Source organism: Paenibacillus sp. GM2, from assembly GCF_900069005.2.
GTDB lineage: Bacteria > Bacillota > Bacilli > Paenibacillales > Paenibacillaceae > Fontibacillus.
This window is the reverse complement of the sequence record NZ_LN831278.1, coordinates 91,064-112,371: the sequence shown is the minus strand read 5'-3', so window position 1 is coordinate 112,371 and position 21,308 is coordinate 91,064. Positions and strand designations below refer to the sequence as shown.

The window sequence follows — 21,308 nt, the reverse complement described above, 5'->3', positions numbered from 1 at the left end:
AAAAGAGGCCGGCCCCGCCGCTGCTTGGCTCCGGGGAACCCGGTGAGAAGCTTTATACGTATCGGCTCGGCGGGCCTACCTGTCTCTCGGGCGACAACATCGGCGATTACTCGTTCGATCAGCCGCTGAAGAACGGCGACCGCCTCGTCTTCGGCGACATGGCGATTTACTCCATGGTGAAGAACACGACCTTTAACGGCATGCCGTTGCCAGCCCTTGTGCTGCGCGACAAAACCGGGAGCTGTCAGATCGTGCATGAATTTGGCTACGAAGACTTCAGAATGCGATTGGCTTAGGAGATTTAGGCGCTTTGTATTTCAAGAATAGTTGCAGAAATGCAATTATACTCAGGAATTCGCCTCGAAATTGGGGAATAGCTGCATGTATGCAACTATTCCCTGATTCCGACCCTAATTAAGGAATGATCCAGCCAAATAGTTGCATATTAGTACTTATGATCAGGCACATAAAAAGGACTTGGCATTAGCCAAGTCCTTTTTGCTATTTATTGAACTATCGCCAAGCTATATAACAAACGATGCAGGAATACAGCTGCTTCGGCACGGGTCGCCTGGTCGCGCGGTTTGATCCGATCACGGTCTCCCTGAATCAGACCCTGCTCAACCATTCCCGCGATATGACTTGCTGCGTAATCGGCTACCACCGCCGTATCCTTGAAGCCTTCCAGCGATGCCAAGCTGCCCGAGATCTCTTGTCCCTTTGCCGCCTGGATCGCCCGAGCTGCCATTACCATCATGTCTTGTCTCGTTATCTTCCCTTGCGGAACGAACTTATCGCCATCCATCCCCGTGACGATACCAAGCTGCTTCGCAATCGATACCGCATCATAATAGTAATCCTGTGATTGCACATCGGTGAATGCACCGCTTCCGTCTGCCTTCAAATCCAGTGCCCTCACCAGCATGACAATAAAGTCTGCACGGCTTACCTGCTCGGTCGGACTAAATGTTGCCGCTGATGTCCCCTTTACAATCCCTAAGGCGGCCAGCTGCTCGATCGCTTCCTGTGCCCAGGCATGTTTGCCCAGATCGGTAAACTGCACAGCAGACCGCTCAGCAAATACTCCATACGTTCCGGTCTGACCGACCTGGAAGCTGATTTCCTGGCTCACATCGGAGTACGATGCTCCTGGAATGATATTAGCCGCATCCTGGTTATTGATCGCTAGAATGCCCAGGCTGGAAGCGGCCTCCGTATTAGCTCTAACATACGGAATTGCCATAGTAACTGGTGCCTCCTCATTCTTCCAAGCTATGCTCTTGCCATCGATCTTCACTTCCAGCCGAATGAGCGGTCTGCTGCCGATTTGGGCCTGTGCGGATTTGCTCAGGGCTTGAACATCCCCTGTACCAATGATCCAGCGTATTTGCTTGCCCAGATCAGCAGATTTGTCGAACATCTGCCCGGATAGAACAATTGACGCTTTTGGCGTGTTCATCTTGATCGACAGATTCGGATACTCGGAGAGGAATAAGGCCGGAAGATCCAGCGCATAATTCGCTGCATCACTAATGCTGTCCATCTTAAGCGTGATATTCAGCTTGCCATCCGCATCCGCCTTGGCTTCAGCCATCGCTTTCTGCAGATCCTGTTCGCTCACCATCCCCACGGCTGTTTTCCCATCGGAATCCAGCTTTGTACTTACCTCGCCCAAAACCGAGCCATCGGCTTGTGGCCTCAGTTCAACAGACGTTGAAGCAGAAGGCGAAGTTGGAACAGAGGAACCGCCGCCGCTTCCCCCACTACCATTATTACCGTTATTGCCATGGCCTTCATTCCCGTTGCCATTGCCTGGGTCTGCCTTCTTGTAGTCAAAGCTCACCTTAGCGGGCGTCACCATACCGTCTGTCGATACGTATGCCTCATAGGTTCCTTCCAATTGACCCTTCAGCGTAAATGCGAATTGGACTTTCCCCTCTGCGGTGCTTGCCTTCTTCTCTTCATAATCAACCTTGCCTTGAGGATCCAACACCTTCAAGCTTACTGCGGCTTGGGCTTCGCCATTCATTAGCAATCCGTCAATCATGACTTTCCTTGCTGCCGTGTCCACGGTAGCTTGCAAGCCGTCAATAGCCTGCACCTCAACGTCGCCGGAGAGGTTATATACTCCAAACTCGTAGAAGGAATAACCATAATCCGTGTTCCGATCAACCCCTTGGAATTTGATATATCTCGCGGTTACCGGGGAGAATTGCACCGTTTCTTTGCCATCCTGCGCTGTAATAACTCCGTCATTAGCCATAACATTAGTCCAGGTCTTTTTATCGTCGGATACAAGCAGCTTGTAGGTCTTAGCCCGGGCATATTCCCAATCGATGCGGATCGTATTGAACTCTCGCGCTGCGCCCAGATCAACTTGGAACCAGGTATTGTCTACATAGTCACTCGCCCATCTTGAGGCAGGAAACCCGTCGACGGCCTTTGCCGGTACATAATTAGGATTGCCCCCCTCCGTTGAAGAGGCTTCAACGGCTTTATCCTGTGCCAAGTTGCCTGTGAGATAATATACGATCTCCTTCAGTGTGTTGCAGGCCTCCGTCTTTACCATTCCGGCCTTCGTAAATTGATCCAGCTTAACGTTAAAGCCTTTAAGATACTTGGCAGCTTGTGCCGCGTCCTTTCCTTCATAGCGCTTCATCATTTCCAAGTAGTTATTCAAGGAATGCACCGCTGCTGCATCTGTAATTTTCTGTTCTTCTGCAAAGCGGTCAATGTATGCCCGGATTCCCTCTGCATTCGTGGACGCCTCCACTATATATGAGATTTTAACCGATTTGCCGGAGGTTACCGTAATGAGTAATTCATGTTTTCCCAGCTTGCCAGCCAGAGGGATGACTGTTCCCGACTCATATGCCTTTCCATCAAACAGCGCATTCACCTTGGTCAGTCCGTCATCCTCTCTCAGCTTCCAGGTGAACTGAGCCGACTCTGTCTCCGGCAGCACAACACCGCTTTGGAATGGCTCGCCATTCATCAGTACATCTACTTCGGGAGGCACCGCATTATTCATCTGATACGTCCCTTGTACATATTGATACAGCCAATCATATAGAACCCTGTTGCTCGGATCCGGACTCTTCGCACTGTTATATACAGCGTTATTTCCTTGATAGTATGCATTGAAGCCACCCCTCATCAGGCCGGTCTCAACACCGCTGTTCAAGTAATCGATATATCGTTCGCGGAAGACCCCGTCGGTCAGCATCCGGTCATCGAATTCGAATTCATTGGTCATCCCGTACCGCTTCGCAATATTCGCCGCGTCCTCCAGACGATCATAATCCATCGGTTCAAAGAAATAGTTCGGCTGGAAGGCTACAGCATCAAACCCGACATCCTTCCACATGAAGCTCTTATAAGCCAGGAAATGAGGAATCCAGAAAAATTTCATATTGCTGCGGCCGGAAACCGTCATCGTATGGACCTGGTCGCTAACCAAGCGGATCAACTCCGGTCCATTGTGATCGGTGCCAATCTGCTCTTCCAGCCAGTACATCCCGACAAGCTCAAGATGGGAGTAATCCGCCGTTTCCCATCTTTGCTTCACTTCATCCAGGTACCATTGAACCGCCTTTACCCGGTCTGTAAGCGCTTTAAAATTTTCGGATATATTATCGCCATCCACATCGCCGAAACTGGTTACTCCCTCATCCGGATAAGGGATCATCAGCACAACCTTCTCTTTCTGATTCGGCTGATTCAGCTTGGCGCCCACTTCCTTGGTCGCTTCATTAAGCTGGTCCATGTCTCCTTCGGAAGCAAATGTCTTATTCAAATACCATTCCCAATCCTCTTTCAGCGACGGATTACCTGATCCGGCACCAAACCCGCGGCCCAGATCCGAGAAGGTCCCCAAATACAGAACACCGTCAAAGAGCCAATCGGTTGGCTCCCCGGCCTTATCCACGTAGCTGATATTCGGAATGATCCGCTCCTTCTTCCAGGTTCCCAGATCATTGCTGTAATGCCCGTTATAGAGCAATCCAAGATGCTTAATCCCGGCCGTCGCCTCGCCTGGAGTAAGGAATGCTGGCTGCTGCGTTGGAACGGTTACCGCACCTTGCACCTGTCCGTCGCTACCCCAAATTTCAATCTCATCCACGAAGCTCATCGCCTTGGTATGCATCGAGAACATAACCTTTACGTAACGGGCATAAGCGATTTTCGCATCAGGACCTATGCTCTTAATGCCATCCTTGCTTCCATCCCACTCATAGTTCTCCTTGTATTGTCCGTCTCTCCAGAGCGTCTGAGTGGCATAATGCGAGAGCAGTCCCCAATTCTGCTTATCATCGGAGACATACATCGAGACTGTCAGCGGCATAAGCACATTATTATTTGGCCAGTCCTGCAGGAAGTTCGCCTTAATCTTCGTGATCGACTTCGGATCACCGAGATCAAATACGACTTCACGCGTTTTCTTCTTGAGATGTCCTACCCAGGCTGGATCGGATATGTCCAGCTCTCCGTATTTGCCATCCGTCAGTTTGCCGCCATCATCCGAATATGCCGCCTCCGGCGCTTCTGACCATTCATAAGTGAGACCAAGAGCCAAATTATATGGCTGATCATATACCGCTGAGGTTACGTTTTGCGGCTCTGCACCCAGGGCCTGCTCAGCAGGTGGAACAACCTGATCCGTGCCTTGAGCGGCTTCGTTAGTCGGATCAATGGCCCCTTCTCCAGGTAAGGCTGCCGGAACTGATCCCAAGCCACCCTCGTCCCTCTGTTCTGCCGGCACCTGACCATCAGGCTGAGCAACCGGTTCTAAATTCAGGTCGCCACGCGCGCCCTGACCGGCAACAACCTGCTTGCTGTCCTGTGACGATGTTGCCTCTGCCACATACGCAGCCGGAATAAGCGTGAATAGCATGACTGCAATTATGACCATTGATAACCATCGTTTACTTCTCATACATGCTAGCCCCTTTCTTTTACTCCCTATCCTTTGCATCGATCAAGAAACCAGATTAACTTTCTTCAAGCAAGCTATACTTTACAAGCTGAATTCGATGCTCCCTCCTCCTTTCCGTGATTTTATCACGTGATCGAGCACCATAAGCAACGACCTACTGTAACAGTATGAAACTTGGCTCTGAATTCAAATAGATTAATCATGACCTTGTATATACATTTATTTACCTGTCCCGAAAATAAGGCAGCTAATCTTCCTCTCCCCTCCGAACTTCCTAAGACAATACAACCAGGCATAGAGATTCAGAATCTAAGGAGTCGGGCATACAGAACTATGACGTCCATTGGCCAGCCGCCGGAGCAAACACAAAAGCCCCTGACTTCTTAGTCAGGAGCTGCGAAACGTGGGAAATATACTTTCACAAAGGTTAACGAGGATTTCTAGCATCGCACCTCATTAACCTTCCATTTGACGTGGTGTCATCTGTTTCTTCTGCCTGCTCAACTTGATCTTATAGATGATTTGCTGGACGGCCAACGCTGAATACATCAGCAGGAGCACCACCGTCGGGTAACCATATCTCGAAAAGGCAATAAACGGAACATAAATTCCTGTAAAATACAAGATCGTCAACAAAACAGGCAAACGACGCTTCCGTTCCTCTGATCTTCGCGACATCACCATGCCGGCAATGCTTAGCCCGATCAGCAGCGCTTGAATCACATGCGCAGTCACCAGATCCAGACCCAAGATCGGCAGCCAGTAATAGGCTTCGAAATATAATCCGATAAATTTACCCAGCGTATACCATAACAGGTACAGTAGCGGAGCATGGGTAAAGCCGTATTTCAATATGTCGATTCCTTTGGCTGCTGCAGTTGCATCGTGGCCTTGAAAGAGCGTCTCCGGATGATATTGCGGATAAGCCTCAAAGAACCCGTCAGGCGGCATAAGATGAAAAATCTGAGTTCCCAGTAAAAATGGGCTGCCCCCCGATTCCGTAAAAAGAATAAAGTGACCCAATGTAATTATGTTGCGAACCCACCATGGAGACAGCAGAACAATATACACCATGCCGATCATACAGGTGAAACGCAGCATTTCCTTCCATGTATACTTCTCTCTCCACCATAAAATAAGTAGAACGGCAGGGAACAAAGAAGCCTGGGGCTTAAAATAAGCCGCGACGGCAGTAAGCACGCCTATCAGTACATAGCATTCCCATCGTTTGGACTGTACGGCGGAGATAAGCGCGCAGACTAACAGCAGCACAATGATCCGGAATATCGTCTCCGACAGAATGACGCCCGATGAGAAGTAGTCTGGAGGATATAAGGCGCTTATTACGCAGGCTATTAAGGCAGTCCGCGAATTAAATATATAACGTGCAATAATGAAGATAAAATAGAGAGAACCCGCTTGAAGCAAGCACTGAAATAGTCGAAAGGCCACTATCCCTCCGCCATCCTGCCCAAAGACCGCCAGAAATCCCGCCAGGATCAGCGGAAAGCCCGGCATAATAAATGAAGTAGGTTCTGTTCCGGTATTGTAGGCAAGCGTCCCTTCGTTCAGCAAAATTTTTGCCGTCTGAATATATTTCACATCATCATTATTGGGAGCATTCGGATCTCCCAGAAAGAAATAATCGCCATAATACAGCACAATCGATACGGATAGTACTAACACAAATGCCATTAGCCCAAACAAAATTTTTCTGTCTTTAGGACCCCCGATTTTATATGAAAACAAGTTTTCTCTCTCCCATTCTCCTTAACAATACACCTTGTAAAATTATTTCTTTCCCAATTGCTCACATGAGCATATCACAAATTATTTTATATGTCCCCCGCCCCGGGCGTATACGCGCGACTGGACTATTTAAATAACGTCTATTAAGACGGAGTCGACAAATCCTTATGTCTTGTTATAGGATACAAATGGATTGTAGAGAATAAAACAGAACGGATGGTGACTTTATGTTACAGCTGCTGCCTTTCATGATCGAAAAAATAGGTATTATTGTGACTGCAGCCTTTTTACTCTCTCAAATGAAATCATTCCGTCAAATTGTACAAGGTGAACACAAAACAAGTGAGAAACTGAAACTCACTATCCTGTTCGGGACATTTGGAATTATTAGCAACTATACGGGGATTGAAATTCACCACAGTACAATTGCCCACCATAATTGGCATTGGCTAGCTTCTATTGGTTCCGAGAATGCAATTGCCAACACCAGAGTCATGGGCGTTTTCATTGGAGGCTTGCTGGGAGGGCCTGCAGTTGGAATAGGAAGTGGACTGATTGCCGGTTTACACCGTTATTCACTTGGAGGTTTTACCGCTGCAGCCTGCGCCCTATCAACTGTTTTGGCAGGCGCTACGGCCGGATATATAGGAAAATGGCGGCGAAGGAAGTCTAATAAACTTACTCCATTTTTTACTGTTTCCGTAGGAATGACATTAGAAGCGGTCCAGATGATAATTATTTTGATCATGGCCAGACCATTCGCAAATGCCTGGGAGCTTGTCCAGCTAATCGGACTGCCCATGATTATTGGGAACGGCTTTGGGACTTTGCTATTTGTCTTTATCATTCAGTCAGTGCTGAATGATAAAGAAAGGACCCGCGCATTCCAAACCAATCGAACCTTTCAAATCGCAGAGCAAACGCTTCCTTTTTTTCGGCAGGGCTTGAACCCGGATTCGTGTAAGGAGATCTCCAAAATTATACTCTTGGGAACGGATGCGGATGCTGTAGCTATTACTGACGATAACAAGCCACTGTCACATGTTGGTGTTGCTTCCGATCATCATGCACCTCTTGAGGGACTGGCCACTAAATTAACTAAAAAAGTGCTTGAACAAGGTGTGATTCATGTAGCGAGATCAAAAAAAGATATTCATTGCTTTCAAGCTGACTGCCCATTGCAGGCCGCTATTGTGATTCCTTTAAAAGTCCATGGGACAACGGTCGGATCACTTAAAATGTATTTCACACGGCCGGACAAATTAACAGAAGTTCAGCAAGAATTAGCTGAAGGATTAGCCAATCTATTCTCCACCCAGCTAGAATTAGCTCAAGCTGAGCAGCAATCGAAGCTGCTGAAGGACGCGGAAATCAGAGCTTTACAAGCGCAAATACATCCTCATTTCTTCTTTAATGCGATTAATACCATTTCTGCATTATGCCGTACTGATGTCGAAAGAGCGCGAGAACTGCTCATTGATCTAAGTAATTTCTATCGTAGTAATTTGCAAGGGGCACGGCAATTGCTCATTCCCCTGGACAAAGAAATTGAACATGTTGAGGCCTATTTGTCACTAGAGCAAGCTCGCTTTCCGAATAAGTACCAAATTGTGTGGAATATCAGGCCAGGCCTAGAGAAAGTCCTTCTGCCTCCATTTTCCTTACAACCCCTTGTGGAGAACGCCATTCACCATGCCTTTACAAATATAAAAGAGAACAGAAAAATGACCATCAGCATTGATGCCGCAAAGGAATCTATGAATATAGTAGTTGAGGATAACGGGACAGGCATTAATAGCGACAAAATGCGTGTACTGGGTGAGCAAACAGTTGATTCCCAAAAAGGAACTGGAACGGCAATTTTTAATATTACTGAACGCTTAGAAGGCATTTATAATGGACGAGCTTCATTAAGGATCCAGAGTGAAGTTGGCAAGGGAACTATAGTCACCATGTCTATCCCTCTTGATCATACAGAGGTTGTTTAAAAAGTCACCCTTTTGATTGATCACGAAGCTATTTGGGAAGCGTATTTGACATCGAATCTGAACCCAGCCGACCCTTCCGGGCTCACTTACAAGCTGCGTCATTCGCTCCTCATGACCTAGCTTTATCCAGCCTTCTCAGTGCTGAAAATCCGACTTTTTAAACACACACATAAAGGAGAGAATGAGTCATGCTGAGAGCATTTATCGTAGATGATGAACCGCTTGCCAGAGATGAGCTAAAATATCTTTTGCTTCGGAGTAAACAGGTAGAGATCGTCGGTGAAGCGGATTGTAAAGAAGACGCACTCGACCAAATTCCAGCTTTGAGGCCAGATGTTGTATTTTTGGACATCGAGCTCGCAGAAGATAACGGGCTTGAGTTAGCCAAGCAATTGCTAACCTTGAATCCGACTCCTGTTATTGTATTTGCTACAGCCTATGATGAATACGCCCTAAAGTCATTCGAATTAAATGCGATTGATTATATCTTAAAACCATTTAATGAAAAGCGAATCCAACAAACGTTGGAGAAAGTAAATAAAATACACAGAGTTCCGGAGGAAATTCATCAGATAACTCCACCGTCCACCCAATTTGGCAAGATAGCTGTCCTTATTGAGGAACGAATCGTCTTAATCGATTATCAAAAGATCTCTTACGTAGGCTCGTGTGAAGGCAAATGCGCAATTAAAACATTGGAACGTGAGTACAAGGTTTGTGATTCGCTCACTATGCTAGAGAAGAAACTCAATTCCGACCAATTTATTAGGGTTCATCGCGGATTCATCGTCAATATCGATCACATTACTGAAATCCAGCCTTGGTTCAATTCAACCTACAATCTGATCATGAAGGAAGGGTCCAGTATACCTGTGAGTCGTACTTACGTAAAAGATTTAAAAAATTTATTCGGTTTTTAGATTAAAAAGCTATTCGTCTCACTATTTCTCCCGATGTAAGCGCTTTTGTATTTCGTCGTTCCCTTTTTGTAATCCATCCCCTCTTTTCGGTGTTCTAAGATGAAAATCATAAATTTCAGTTTTCATCAGGTATGATTATCTCAAATTCTCATTATTTTCATCCGATGGGGGGATCATAATATGAATGCGGTTACAATAGTAGTCGGTTCCATATGTATCTTGTTAATTGCTTACCGTCTATACGGTACATTTGTGGCAGCAAAAATATTGAAGCTTGAGGAGATGGATGCCGCAAAGGACACACCCGCCCATGAACTGGAGGATGGCAAAGATTATGTGCCCACCAATAAATGGGTCACCTTTGGTCACCACTTTGCAGCCATCGCTGCCGCAGGTCCATTAGTAGGTCCTATCTTGGCCGCGCAGTTCGGTTACTTGCCTGGACTCCTCTGGTTGCTTATTGGGGCTGTTATCGGCGGAGCCGTACATGATGCCGTTGTCTTATTTGCTTCCATGAGAAAAAATGGACAATCCCTCTCTGAAGTTGCCAAAGAGGAGTTGGGTCCCGTTGCGGCTTTTTGTACAGGACTTGCCATGTTATTTATCATCACGATCACCATGGCCGGACTTTCTATGGTAGTACTTCATGCCCTGGAGCACAATCCTTGGGGTGTTTTCTCCGTGGGCATTACCATCCCGATTGCTATGGGCGTAGGGGTCTACCACCGGATTACAGGCCATTTAAAGGGAGCAACCATCGTCGGCTTTATCTTGATTATGGCTGGAATTCTGTTTGGACCGAGCATCCAGGGTACAGCATTTGGAGATTTCTTAACACTCGATGCGAGCACGCTTGCCATTATTTTACCCATATATGCCTTCTTTGCCGCAGCATTACCCGTTTGGTTATTGCTTGCACCCCGTGATTATTTAAGTACCTTCATGAAAATCGGAGTTTTCGGAGCATTGATTGTTGGCGTGTTCTATGTAAATCCGACGGTTCAATTCCCCGCTATTATCCCCGACTTCATTCATGGTGGAGGTCCCATCGTCGCAGGTCCCGTTTGGCCATTCATTTCCATTACCATTGCTTGTGGCGCCATTTCAGGATTTCACGCATTCGTAGGATCAGGCACTACACCTAAAATGATCAATCGCTGGAAGGATATTAAGCCCGTGGCCTTCGGTGCTATGCTTGTTGAATGTCTGGTAGCCATTATGGCTTTGATCGCTGCTGTTTCCCTTCAGCCGGGAGATTACTTTGCAATTAACTCCTCACCTGAAGCATTCGCCGCCCTCGGAATGGATACCGTTCATCTGAAAGATTTAGCCGCAGAGGTTGGCATGGATTTGGAAGGACGTACGGGTGGAGCGGTCACGCTGGCTGTGGGTATGACTTATATCTTCACTAAACTTCCATGGTTTGCAAACTTAGCTTCTTACTTCTACCAATTTGTCATTCTGTTTGAAGCGGTCTTTATTCTTACGGCAATCGACTCTGGTACTCGTGTAGCACGCTATTTGATTCAGGATTTCTTCGGAGATCTCTATAAACCATTAAAAAGAACGGATTGGCTGCCTGGCAACATTTTCGCAAGTGGGTTGGCGTGTTTCGTCTGGGGCTATCTTCTCTATTCGGGGGACATCAGCTCGATCTGGGCATTATTCGGAGTTTCCAACCAATTGATGGCATCCATTGGATTAATTGTTGGCGCGACAATTGTTCTGAAGATTGCAGATAAACGCTGGTATGTGCTCACATGCTTGGTACCGCTAGCCTATCTATACGTAACTGTCAACGCCGCAGGCTACTGGATGGTGAAACATGTGTATCTGAACCCAGCTTCCAATAGTTATAGCTTGTTAAATGGCATTCTTTCCATCGTCATGTTGATATTAGGGTTAATTATTATGATTACCGCGATCAAGAAGTGGATTGAGCTCTGGAGAGTCCCACAGACCGAATTAGCAAGAGAATATGGCATATAATCAATCATTAAAATGGCAAAACCCCGGCCACAATATCCTTTTGCACTTAATCATTGGATATCTGCCCGGCGGCCGCACCTCTATCATCAAAAAAACCACTAAACGTTAGGTTTAGTGGTTTTTGATAACCTTACATTCTGGCCTCTTCGTGGATCAGGTTCAACTTAGTCTCTGTGTCCGGATTCTCATTCTCCATATAATAGTCCTTCAATTCATCCTGAGCGCTCTCCTCTGCCAATGGCACTTGATGACGATAGGCTGCCCGGCAGATCACGTGAGCCGCTACCGGAGCTGTCAGAAATACAAAGAAGATGCCCAAGATGAGGCGGATGCTGAAATAACCGTCGGAAATCAAGAAGTACAGCAAGGTTCCAACCAACGTACATAGCACGCCAAGCGTAGAACTTTTAGATGCAGCATGAGATCTCGTATACACATCCGGCAGTCGAACATTACCGATAGCGCTGATCAAGCTAATAATGGCCCCGATCAGGATAAAAACCGCACCGACGACTTCACTGCTTCCGCTCAATGACAACACCTCTTTCAATGAACCTGGCAAAGGCCACCGTTCCTATAAACGACAGGATGCCGATCAATAAAATCAGATCAAAGAAGGCATGGGTGTGCAATAACACAGAGAACACAGCAATACTAGCGATCAGATTAATGCCGATCGAATCGAGGGCTTGAACCCGATCCGCACTGGATGGTCCCTTGATAACCCGATATAAATTAGCCATAATCGCCAGCATTAACAGACATAAAGCGATCGTTAATATGATTTCAAAGATCATTTTCTCGTCACATCCTTTATCGCTTTTTCAAACACTAATTTTGACTTTAACACCGAATCCTTGGACTCAGGCATATTCAGACCATGCACGTACAACACTTTCTCATCTGGGGTGATCTCCATAACGACCGAACCTGGTGTTAAGCAGATCAATAAGGACAGGAGCGTAATTTCCAAATCCCCCTCCAAATCCGTCTCCACTTTGAAAATTCCCGGTTTGACATCGAGCTTAGGACGGAGTACATGCTTCATAACCATCAACGAGGAAGTAGCCAGCTCGTGAATAAATATGATCAGCAGCTTGCCGACCGCAGCCAGTGTGAAGGGATAAAATGGCTTTTGAAAGAAGCGACGCATAAAGAACAGAACCAGTAAACCAACAAAATAGCCGCTGATAAAGTTAATGATGCTCGTGCTGTCCTGAAGAAACATCCATAAGTAGGCTATAAATATATTGAGTAGAACCTGAACGGGCAAAGTGATCTCCCCCCTTTAGTCAAACACTGCATGAATATACAGACTCGGATCAAGCAATTCTTCTGCGGCTTGGGCCACATATCCGGCAAGGCCTTCAGCGCCAATTCCCAGGGTAAGACTGGCGATGGTCAATAGAGCAATTGGAAGCAGCAAACCCTTTGTGGTTCCCTTCTCTTCCTCCGCACTCAGGATCGTCTCCCCCCAGAATGCATTCATAAAGATTTTGATCATGGAGTACAGAATGAACAAGCTTGCCAGCAGACCGATTCCGCCAAGCCAGAAATAACCGGCCTCAAAAGTCCCCTGCGTGATAAACACTTTACCGAGAAACCCACTTAACGGCGGTATCCCTACCATGGATAAAGCGGCAATGAAGAACATCCAACCCAACTGCGGATGAAGGCGAATCAAGCCGCTGATATCCTTCAGATTACTCGTTCCCGTCAGATGGATAAGGGTCCCCCCGATCAGAAATACAAGCGCCTTAATCAACATGTCGTGGATCAAATAATAGATGGAGCCCGTGATGCCGGCCGGGGTTAATGCGACGAGTCCAGCCATAATAAACCCGACACTGATGACCACATTAAACGTTAATATTTTTCGCAAATCCCAATAACCTATCGCTCCGAGCCCGCCTAAGACCATCGTAATCGCAGCCAATATTCCTATAAGGAGATGGGTGATCTGAGGCTCGTGGTAGAAGATCAGCGTGAACATTCTGAAAATAGCGTAGATCCCCACCTTGGTGAGCAGCGCGGCAAAGATGCTGGCGATGGCCGTTGGCGGCACGCTGTAGGACCCCGGCAGCCAGTAATACAGCAGCAGTCCCGCTTTTAGGGCAAATACAATCAAGAATAGAAAGGCAACGGTTGTAATTAACCCGTCCTGGCCGACCTCAGCAATCCGAATCGACAAATGGGCGAGATTGAGCGTACCTGTGATGGAGTATAAATAAGCAATACCTATTAGAAAGAAGGCCGATGAAATAATATTTGTAAAAATATATTTAAGTGACTCCCCAAGCTGTCTCTTCTCTCCCCCCATCGTAATTAACACATAAGAGGCAACCAGGAATACTTCAAAAAAGACATATAAGTTAAATAAGTCTCCCGTTAAGAACGAGCCGTTAACACCAGTAACCAGGAACAAAAACAACGGATAGAAATACAGCTTCTCTTGCTTGCGGCCTATCGATGAGAAGGCATAGATCAGACAGCATATCGAGACCACCGAGGTTGCCAGCAGCAGCAACGCGCTGAACATATCGCCAACAAAGCTGATGCCAAACGGCGCTTCCCAGCCGCCTAACTGCAAGGTTTGAATACCGTCATCTCTAATCTGGTTCATTAACAAAACGGATATTACACTTGTCACCAATAAAGCAATCAGGCTAAGCACCCGCTGAAGCTTAATATTTCTCTGGAAAAGGATCAGCACCATTCCTATAAACAGAGGAATGACGACGGGAGTAATCAATAAATTATTCATGCTCATTTCCCCTTAATTGCTCCATGTCATCCGTCCCGAAGTTTTGATAGGTACGATAACACAAAACTAGTACTACCGCTGTCACAGCGAAATTGATAACGATGGCTGTTAGAATCAATGCTTGCGGGATCGCATCCGTATAGGTGGCCACCTTCTCTCCAAGAAGCGGCGCGCTCCCCGTCTTCAGGCCCCCTGAAGTGATAATCAGTAAATTTACGGCATGACTTAGAATAGATGCGCCAAGCACAATTCGCAGCAACTGCCTCGACAGAATCAAATAGGTTCCAATGGATACTAAAATACCGACAAGTATGACAATAAGCGTCTCCAAATTAGCGGTCCTCACTTATGCTTAGAATAATGTTGACTGCGGTCCCTATCACAGCTAGGGCAACCCCGGTATCAAAGATTAAAGCAGAAGCAAGCTCAGTATCGCCAAAAATGGGCAAATCAACATGACCGAAGGTCTGGGTCAGGAACGGCTTGCCGAACAGTACACTTACCGTTCCCGTTCCAATAGCGATAAGCACGCCGATGGCGGCAAGCTTCTTGAAATCCATTCGTATATTCTCCCTGACCTTCTCGACTCCAAAGGAAAGATACATGAGGACAATCGCCGCTGCGGTACTCAGCCCGCCAATAAATCCGCCTCCGGGATTATGGTGACCGTTCATAAACAAGTAAAATGAGAAGGTTAGAATAATGACTACGGCGACTCGGGTGACACTTCTCAATATCACATTATTCGGTTTCACGTTGTTCCCTCCTTTTAGAGCGCTGATGCACCAGGATGTATACCCCCAAACCAGCAATCGTTAGAACGGATATCTCCAGCATCGTATCAAAGCCGCGGAAATCGACTAGTATCGCATTAACGATATTTTTGGCCCCTGCCAGCTCATACGCATTTTCAAAAAATGAGGTAATCGGTTCAAACAGCTTATGTCCATTCGCGGACAAAGCCAGTATAGTTACTGTTAATCCTACAGCGATGGATATAATCAGGTTCGTCAGTTTAAAAGGAATACGTTCGATCCTCTTCGTCATCTTCGGCAGATGGTAGAAGCACAACAAGAACAGTACCGTTGTTACCGTCTCAACAACCATTTGTGTCAATGCCAGATCCGGTGCCCGGAAGATCACAAAGAACATAGAAACCATATATCCTAACGCGCCCAAGGCAACAATCGCCAATATTCGATTGCCCGCTAGCAATACGGTTAATGAGGCAATAATCATAGCGACTACGAGCCCGGCCTCATAAATGCTAATCGCTGCGTCATTGGAGAAATCAAACTGGATGCCATGGAACAGCAGTAGCGATCCCAGCAGCAAAATTACAAAGAACGAGAAGATGTAGATTAAATAATGTCTCAGCGATCCTGTCATATATCGATTGGTCAGGGAAGCCGACAGCCTCTCGGTTCCTGATAAGCCCACATTGTAAAAATGATTAAGCGTTAGTCCCTGCGGATAGTTCCGCATGATCTGGATCCACCGCTTCGCTGTTTTAAAGAGGAGCAGACCGATAACCACCACCCCGATCGTCATGATGAGCTCTAAATTTAGTCCATGCCAGGCGCTTATTTTTACATCATAGGAAGAAATTGGGTTGCCGGGTAAAATCGAAGTTAATGCTGGGGTAAGAATGTATTTCCCCAACACATTCGGGAAGAAGAAGATGATTATGACGAACAAACCTAATACAATTGGAGAGATCAACATCCCCAGAGGAGCCTCATGCACTTGGCGCGTCAGCTTTTCGGGACGATACACCCCGCCAAAGGTTTTGAAAATGAAAATCATGCAATAGACAAACGTAAATATGCTGGCTACCCAAGCAATGATCGGGAACAACAACCCTATCTTGCCCAACCCGAAAATGCCGGCTTGGGATACGTCATTCACCGCGGCAAAGAACATTTCCTTACTCAAAAATCCGTTAAATGGCGGTAAACCTGCCATAGACAAGCCACCGACCAAGGCGATCGTGAACGTGATCGGCATCACTTGCATAAGACCGCCTAAATAGCGAATATCCCGACGGCCCGTCTCATGGTCAATAATTCCGACAACCATAAACAAGCTGCCTTTAAAGGTAGAGTGATTGAACAAATGGAATAAGGCAGCAAATGTAGCCACCATGAACACCGTTCCAGTCTCGCCAGGTCCAAAATAGACCGCTAAAGAACCGATACCCAATAAACACATGATCAGCCCTAATTGGCTAATAGTAGAATAGGCCAGTAACGCCTTCAAATCCGTCTGTCTAAGCGCAGTTAATGAGCCATAGAGAAGCGTAACAAGTCCAATTCCAGCTACAAGCCAGAACCACACCGCGCTGCCGCCAAAAATCGGAGTCATTCTCGCGACTAAATAAATGCCCGCTTTGACCATCGTCGCAGAATGGAGATAACTGCTCACAGGGGTTGGCGCTTCCATCGCGCCCGGCAGCCATATTCCGAATGGAAACTGAGCTGACTTCGTAAAAGCTCCTAATAAAATGCAAAGCAGCGCAGGAATGAACAGGGTATGCCCTTGGATGACATCCATATTCGCAATGAGTTCCCGAATACTGTAGGTATCCCCCATCATGATGAGCATAATAAACCCGGCCAACATACCGAAGCCGCCCAATACAGTAATCAATAGCGCTCTCAATGCGCCCTGACGCGAACCCTTCCGCTCATACCAATAGGCGATAAGCAAGAAAGAGGAGACGCTGGTCAACTCCCAGAATCCATACAGAACCAATAAATGATCCGAGAATACGAGCCCCAGCATTGCGCCCATGAATAAGAGCAGGTATACATAGAAGTTATGGAGAGCCTCCCGAACCTTAGACATATAGAAGATAGAATAAATGATAACTAAGGTCCCGACGCCCGTAATAAGTAGAGCGAATAGCAATCCGAGGCCGTCAATATAGGACGTAATACCAATTCCGAAGCTCGGAATCCAGGTCAAGGTATATTCAAATGTTGTCCCGGATGCTACGCCAGGTATATATTTCAGCAGGTAGATAAAGATGGTTAAGGGTACTAATAATACAAACCACCCTGTGTGTACTTGACGATTCAAATACTTATACAAGAAGGGGACAAGCAACGCGAAAATAAACGGAAGAAAAACAAAGCTATAGAACGTAATCAAAGTACTCCTCCCCACTAATGAGTTTTATCAATCTTATTGTCTTAATTAGGGTTTGACTCTTTGGTTAACATCAATTATAGTCTTACATAGTTTAAAGGAGCCTTACTATTAAACTTGAGGTGAAAAGGTCAAAAATGAATAATTTGTATAACGAAAGTATCCTTGTCTGCGTTTATTATGGACCAAATGGAGAGCGGCTAATCAAGCGCGGTTGTAAGATCGCCAACATGCTACAGGCCCCACTCTATATACTCACAATTGATCCCAAGCCGTTCGATGAACTCGATGCCGAGAAGGTATTTTATATTGAACAATGGAAGAAGTTCGCCAATTCTCATGAATCCGCACAATTTATTATCAAGGATAATGAAAGCCGCCCTATTTCCAAAGTCATTGCAGAAGTAGCCAGAGATCACAACATTACACAGATCGTTCTCGGCCAGACGGCCCATAGTCGTTGGGAGCAAATCACGAAGGGATCGATTATCAATTCCTTAGTCCGTGATATCCCATTTGTTGATTTGCACATTATTTCTGTTGCCCGCTATATCCGGGATGAAGAAGGGATTTATGAAAAGGGTGTACGTGCTTATCTGATGAAGGATGAAGATAAATTTCAGCTTAGCTTCAATCATGACAAAGATACCGTATATGAAGGCATCTTCTTCAAAGAAGTTGATACTGACTTCGATAATGGAATATTCCGCTTTATGAAAGACGCTGAAACTCTGCAAGTTCTGGTTACCGATGGAACGGTTACCGAATTGAAAAATGTGGATATCCCGCCAGCGTTGAATCTAGACCATGTAGAGGAATAAAAAAGGAAATGTATTCAAGCTCTCCGCATCATTGCATGTGGGGAGCTTTTATTATGCCGCAAGACGGACCCTTATAAATTCACATCTACTTTGATAGGCTGATTTTCGCTGCGATCGACCCCTAAATACTTCAAGGTTTCTGCTGTAGAGTGATGATTCAAAATCGACTTGATGATGGAAATGGCAATGCCCTTATGGTACGCATGATAACCAAATGTCTTCCTCAGTGTATGCGCCCCGATCTTCTCTGAAATCCCTACCTCCCTGGCTACGTGATTAATAATACGGTAAACCTGCTGGCGAGTAATAGGCTGGGAATCCTTCTTCGACTTGAACAGGTAATCCGCTGCCTTCCAATCCATACTGGACAGATACTCCACTAAAATCTCCGCAATTTTGCTGTTCAGGTAATAGGCCTTTTCTTCCCCAGTCTTCTCATCCTTAACATAAAGGTACTGCTTAGCACTTTGGCCATCCCAGACATCCTGTACAGTAAGGTGCAATAAATCAAAAAGGTTAATCCCTGTATTTATTCCTAATACAAACAGCAACAGGTCTCTTATTGAACTCTTCCTCAGCTCCAGTTTCATCGCTTGAATCGTCTCAACGTCTCGAATCGGATTTACATATTGCACCGAGTATCCCTCCGAAATAATGTTACATAATTGAAGTTTAACATATATTAAGTAACATAACAAACCAAAAAACACTTCATTTTGCTGATTTATTTTCCCAAAACACAGCAATTTTCTGCTCAAAATTACAAGAAAGTGACCTGTTAAAACGCAAAAAGACCACCTTTATGGTGGTCTTTTAACGATGAATAGGATACAGGCTTAATCCAAACAGGCCATATGATCAGATCACCCTGCTCTGTCTGGCAGACAATTGTAAATCGCGTGTTGCCGTCGGATACTTTAACATCCGGCCATCCTCCAAGCTGGTTAACGGAAAACCGATCATATTGAAAAAATTGATTGTCTGACGAGCACCAAATTGCTGCAGAACCGGGACCGATTATTCACCTTGCAGACACCTTTTTAAACTCGTCACATAGGCTAATGAATAGACCGATCTAGGAGGATTGTTATGAGATACCGCTGTCCCTTTTGCGGCTATTGGCGGGCTGACCCTACCATCATCAATGAATGGGATGCCGTAATCCCCCCGCCTGCGCCAGAGTTAAAGTCGATCTACGTTGATCCCAAAAGTACCGCACTCCTTATCCTGGATATGGAGAATTCGATATGCAACAAGCATCGCTGCGTGGCGTCCATTCCCAGAATCAAGAGCTTACTGAATAAGGCACGTCAGGCAGGCATGTTAGTTGTCTATAGCCTTACCCGTACAGGGAATATAGCCGACATTAATCAGCATTTAAGTCCCTACACTACAGATCCCATCGTAAAATCGAACGTAGATAAATTCTACGAAACAAACTTGGAAGATATTTTACGTAAACACCATATTCAGAACGTTATTATCACGGGGTATGCAGCAAACGGAGCTGTTCTTCATACAGCGGTAGCCGCCGCATTCCGTGGATATCAGGTCGCGGTTCCCGTTGACGGAATGTCAGCTGCCCATCTATACCCCGAACAATACACCGCATGGCATCTTCTCCACAGTCCAGGATCCCGGGACCAAGCAGTCTTAACGAGGACCGATTTAATATCAATTTCAAGTGAGCCTTCAAATCATGTAAAATAACATAAATTATTGTCATATTTTCCAAGCGACCCTATAATAGCTTGTAGAGTCGATGCCCTAATTTTTCCCACATGGAGGGCTTTTTATTGAAAAATCCAACTGCATTTAAAATTTTACTATAAACATACTCTATGGTCTAAGCCTGCTATTGTATCCTGTAATGCTTATCATCGTTATCTACTCCGGTGATGGTCCCGCCGGTAGAACCTTGAGTTGGGCCGACTATGGCCTTTGCAACAATATTAATCAGTTATCCGTTGGGACCACTTCTGTCGTATTTTGCTGGTTGTTTCACAAATATATCTCCATGAAATGGGCCTATATCATTGCGAATCTACCATTGCTATGGTTGCTCGCATTAATAATATGTATCACTTCTGGCTGGTGACCTAAGCGACCTTATTGGTCGCTTTTCCTGTTTAATAGAGAGTCATTATTTGCTCCGGGGCCAAACACCACAATGGTAAAAGCTCGGATTAGTCCAAACAACCTGTTCAGTGCTGCAATATAATATCTTCAGGATGTACTAATTCTGTTGTATATATGATTAAGAGTGGGGTTGATGATATTCTTATGATCTATACAGCTCTTGGAGATTCCATCACCTATGGGGAGAATGCCTCTTCACTGGCTAAGGCTTATCCCAGGTTAGCCGTATCTGCAATGGATTCGGATTCATGCAAGGTTCGCGGGTTCGTTCTGGCCCAGCCTGGCTGGAATAGCCACGATCTATTGGACGCTGTGATATGGCGGGGAGGCCCTGTCATCCAACCTGCCTCTGTCGTATCTGTGTGGATTGGAGGCGTAGACTTGGCCAATGCGGCCCTGTCTTCGCTCAAAAGCAACAAGCCACTAGCCATAAAACCATTTGTCACCAACTATAGACGTAATCTAGGCGCCATTTTTACTCATATCCGGAAAGGATGCCACGCTCGGATCATATGCTGTACGCAGTATAACCCGTTTCCGAACAGTCCCCTCGCGGTCGAATCGATCAGTGGGCTTAACCAAATCATAAGCGAATTGGCCCAGCACTTTAATGTCACGGTAGCCCCCGCTCATAAATGGTTTGAAGGAAGACAGGCGGAGCTTATCTACGGATATCAAAACGGAAAAATAGAAGATGCGTTAAGCGGACGACTGCCTATCCACCCCAATGATCGGGGACATCGTGTTATCGCATCGCGACTCACCCCATACCTCTTCCCACAAAGTCAAACCTGCGGACGGATCTCTGCCCGAAAGAAAACCACTAAACGTTAGGTTTAGTGGTTTTATGTG

The 21,308-nt window shown here is 46.0% G+C and carries 16 protein-coding genes and 1 pseudogene; 7 read left to right on the top strand and 10 right to left on the bottom strand.

Annotated features, from left to right (window positions below):
• A pseudogene (locus tag BN1360_RS07365) lies at nt 1-296 on the top strand (carboxynorspermidine decarboxylase); the annotation flags it as partial.
• Between the two features lie 209 nt (nt 297-505).
• Here BN1360_RS07365 and BN1360_RS07360 read toward each other — a convergent pair.
• Both BN1360_RS07360 and BN1360_RS07355 read right to left on the bottom strand, forming a co-directional pair.
• The gene (locus BN1360_RS07360; protein ID WP_148466531.1) at nt 506-4,936 is read right to left on the bottom strand and encodes a DUF4855 domain-containing protein; all 4,431 of its coding nucleotides are present in this window, start codon (nt 4,934-4,936) and stop codon (nt 506-508) included.
• Nucleotides 4,937-5,392: 456 nt separating this feature from the next.
• Nucleotides 5,393-6,631 carry an ArnT family glycosyltransferase gene (locus tag BN1360_RS07355; RefSeq protein ID WP_068779241.1) on the bottom strand — a complete coding sequence of 413 codons (1,239 nt, stop codon included), beginning with the start codon at nt 6,629-6,631 and terminating at the stop codon, nt 5,393-5,395.
• Nucleotides 6,632-6,912: 281 nt separating this feature from the next.
• Here BN1360_RS07355 and BN1360_RS07350 point away from each other — a divergent pair, with 281 nt between their 5' ends.
• From BN1360_RS07350 to BN1360_RS07340, 3 genes are all read left to right on the top strand, one after another.
• Nucleotides 6,913-8,673, top strand: a complete 1,761-nt coding sequence (locus BN1360_RS07350; protein ID WP_068779231.1) for a sensor histidine kinase — start codon at nt 6,913-6,915, stop codon at nt 8,671-8,673.
• A 188-nt stretch (nt 8,674-8,861) separates the two neighbouring features.
• A complete protein-coding gene (locus BN1360_RS07345; RefSeq protein ID WP_068779230.1) occupies nt 8,862-9,593 on the top strand; it encodes a LytR/AlgR family response regulator transcription factor in 732 nt (243 codons plus the stop codon).
• A 180-nt stretch (nt 9,594-9,773) separates the two neighbouring features.
• Entirely contained in the window at nt 9,774-11,582 is a 1,809-nt protein-coding gene (locus BN1360_RS07340; protein ID WP_068779229.1) for a carbon starvation CstA family protein, read from the top strand.
• Nucleotides 11,583-11,712: 130 nt separating this feature from the next.
• Here BN1360_RS07340 and BN1360_RS07335 read toward each other — a convergent pair whose 3' ends face one another.
• From BN1360_RS07335 to BN1360_RS07305, 7 genes are read right to left on the bottom strand one after another with little or no spacing between them, the layout of a single operon-like run.
• The gene (locus BN1360_RS07335) at nt 11,713-12,114 is read right to left on the bottom strand and encodes a Na+/H+ antiporter subunit G (RefSeq protein ID WP_068779228.1); all 402 of its coding nucleotides are present in this window, start codon (nt 12,112-12,114) and stop codon (nt 11,713-11,715) included.
• Entirely contained in the window at nt 12,098-12,379 is a 282-nt protein-coding gene (locus BN1360_RS07330; RefSeq protein ID WP_068779227.1) for a Na(+)/H(+) antiporter subunit F1, read from the bottom strand. The genes BN1360_RS07335 and BN1360_RS07330 overlap by 17 nt, the downstream gene beginning before the upstream one ends.
• Entirely contained in the window at nt 12,376-12,855 is a 480-nt protein-coding gene (locus BN1360_RS07325) for a Na+/H+ antiporter subunit E (protein WP_068779226.1), read from the bottom strand. Before BN1360_RS07325 ends, BN1360_RS07330 begins: the two co-directional genes overlap by 4 nt.
• Before the next feature lie 15 nt (nt 12,856-12,870).
• A complete protein-coding gene (locus BN1360_RS07320) occupies nt 12,871-14,346 on the bottom strand; it encodes a Na+/H+ antiporter subunit D (RefSeq protein ID WP_068779225.1) in 1,476 nt (491 codons plus the stop codon).
• Entirely contained in the window at nt 14,339-14,677 is a 339-nt protein-coding gene (locus tag BN1360_RS07315; RefSeq protein WP_068779224.1) for a Na(+)/H(+) antiporter subunit C, read from the bottom strand. The genes BN1360_RS07320 and BN1360_RS07315 overlap by 8 nt, the downstream gene beginning before the upstream one ends.
• Nucleotide 14,678: 1 nt before the next feature.
• On the bottom strand, nt 14,679-15,101 hold the full coding sequence (locus tag BN1360_RS07310) for a Na(+)/H(+) antiporter subunit B (RefSeq protein ID WP_068779223.1): 423 nt from the start codon (nt 15,099-15,101) through the stop codon (nt 14,679-14,681).
• Nucleotides 15,088-17,499 (bottom strand): Na+/H+ antiporter subunit A, encoded by a 2,412-nt coding sequence (locus BN1360_RS07305; RefSeq protein ID WP_068779222.1) that lies wholly within the window; start codon nt 17,497-17,499, stop codon nt 15,088-15,090. The genes BN1360_RS07310 and BN1360_RS07305 overlap by 14 nt, the downstream gene beginning before the upstream one ends.
• A gap of 134 nt (nt 17,500-17,633) precedes the next feature.
• Here BN1360_RS07305 and BN1360_RS07300 point away from each other — a divergent pair, with 134 nt between their 5' ends.
• Complete coding sequence (locus BN1360_RS07300) at nt 17,634-18,317, top strand: universal stress protein (protein WP_068779221.1); 684 nt, start codon at nt 17,634-17,636, stop codon at nt 18,315-18,317.
• A 71-nt stretch (nt 18,318-18,388) separates the two neighbouring features.
• Here the strand turns inward: BN1360_RS07300 and BN1360_RS07295 are convergent, their stop codons facing one another.
• A complete protein-coding gene (locus BN1360_RS07295; protein ID WP_068779220.1) occupies nt 18,389-18,952 on the bottom strand; it encodes a tyrosine-type recombinase/integrase in 564 nt (187 codons plus the stop codon).
• Between the two features lie 454 nt (nt 18,953-19,406).
• On the opposite strand from BN1360_RS07295, the gene BN1360_RS07290 reads away from it, so the two are divergent.
• The gene (locus BN1360_RS07290) at nt 19,407-20,027 is read left to right on the top strand and encodes a cysteine hydrolase family protein (protein WP_068779219.1); all 621 of its coding nucleotides are present in this window, start codon (nt 19,407-19,409) and stop codon (nt 20,025-20,027) included.
• A 543-nt stretch (nt 20,028-20,570) separates the two neighbouring features.
• The gene (locus BN1360_RS07285; RefSeq protein WP_229520880.1) at nt 20,571-21,290 is read left to right on the top strand and encodes an SGNH/GDSL hydrolase family protein; all 720 of its coding nucleotides are present in this window, start codon (nt 20,571-20,573) and stop codon (nt 21,288-21,290) included.
• Nucleotides 21,291-21,308 lie beyond the last annotated feature (18 nt).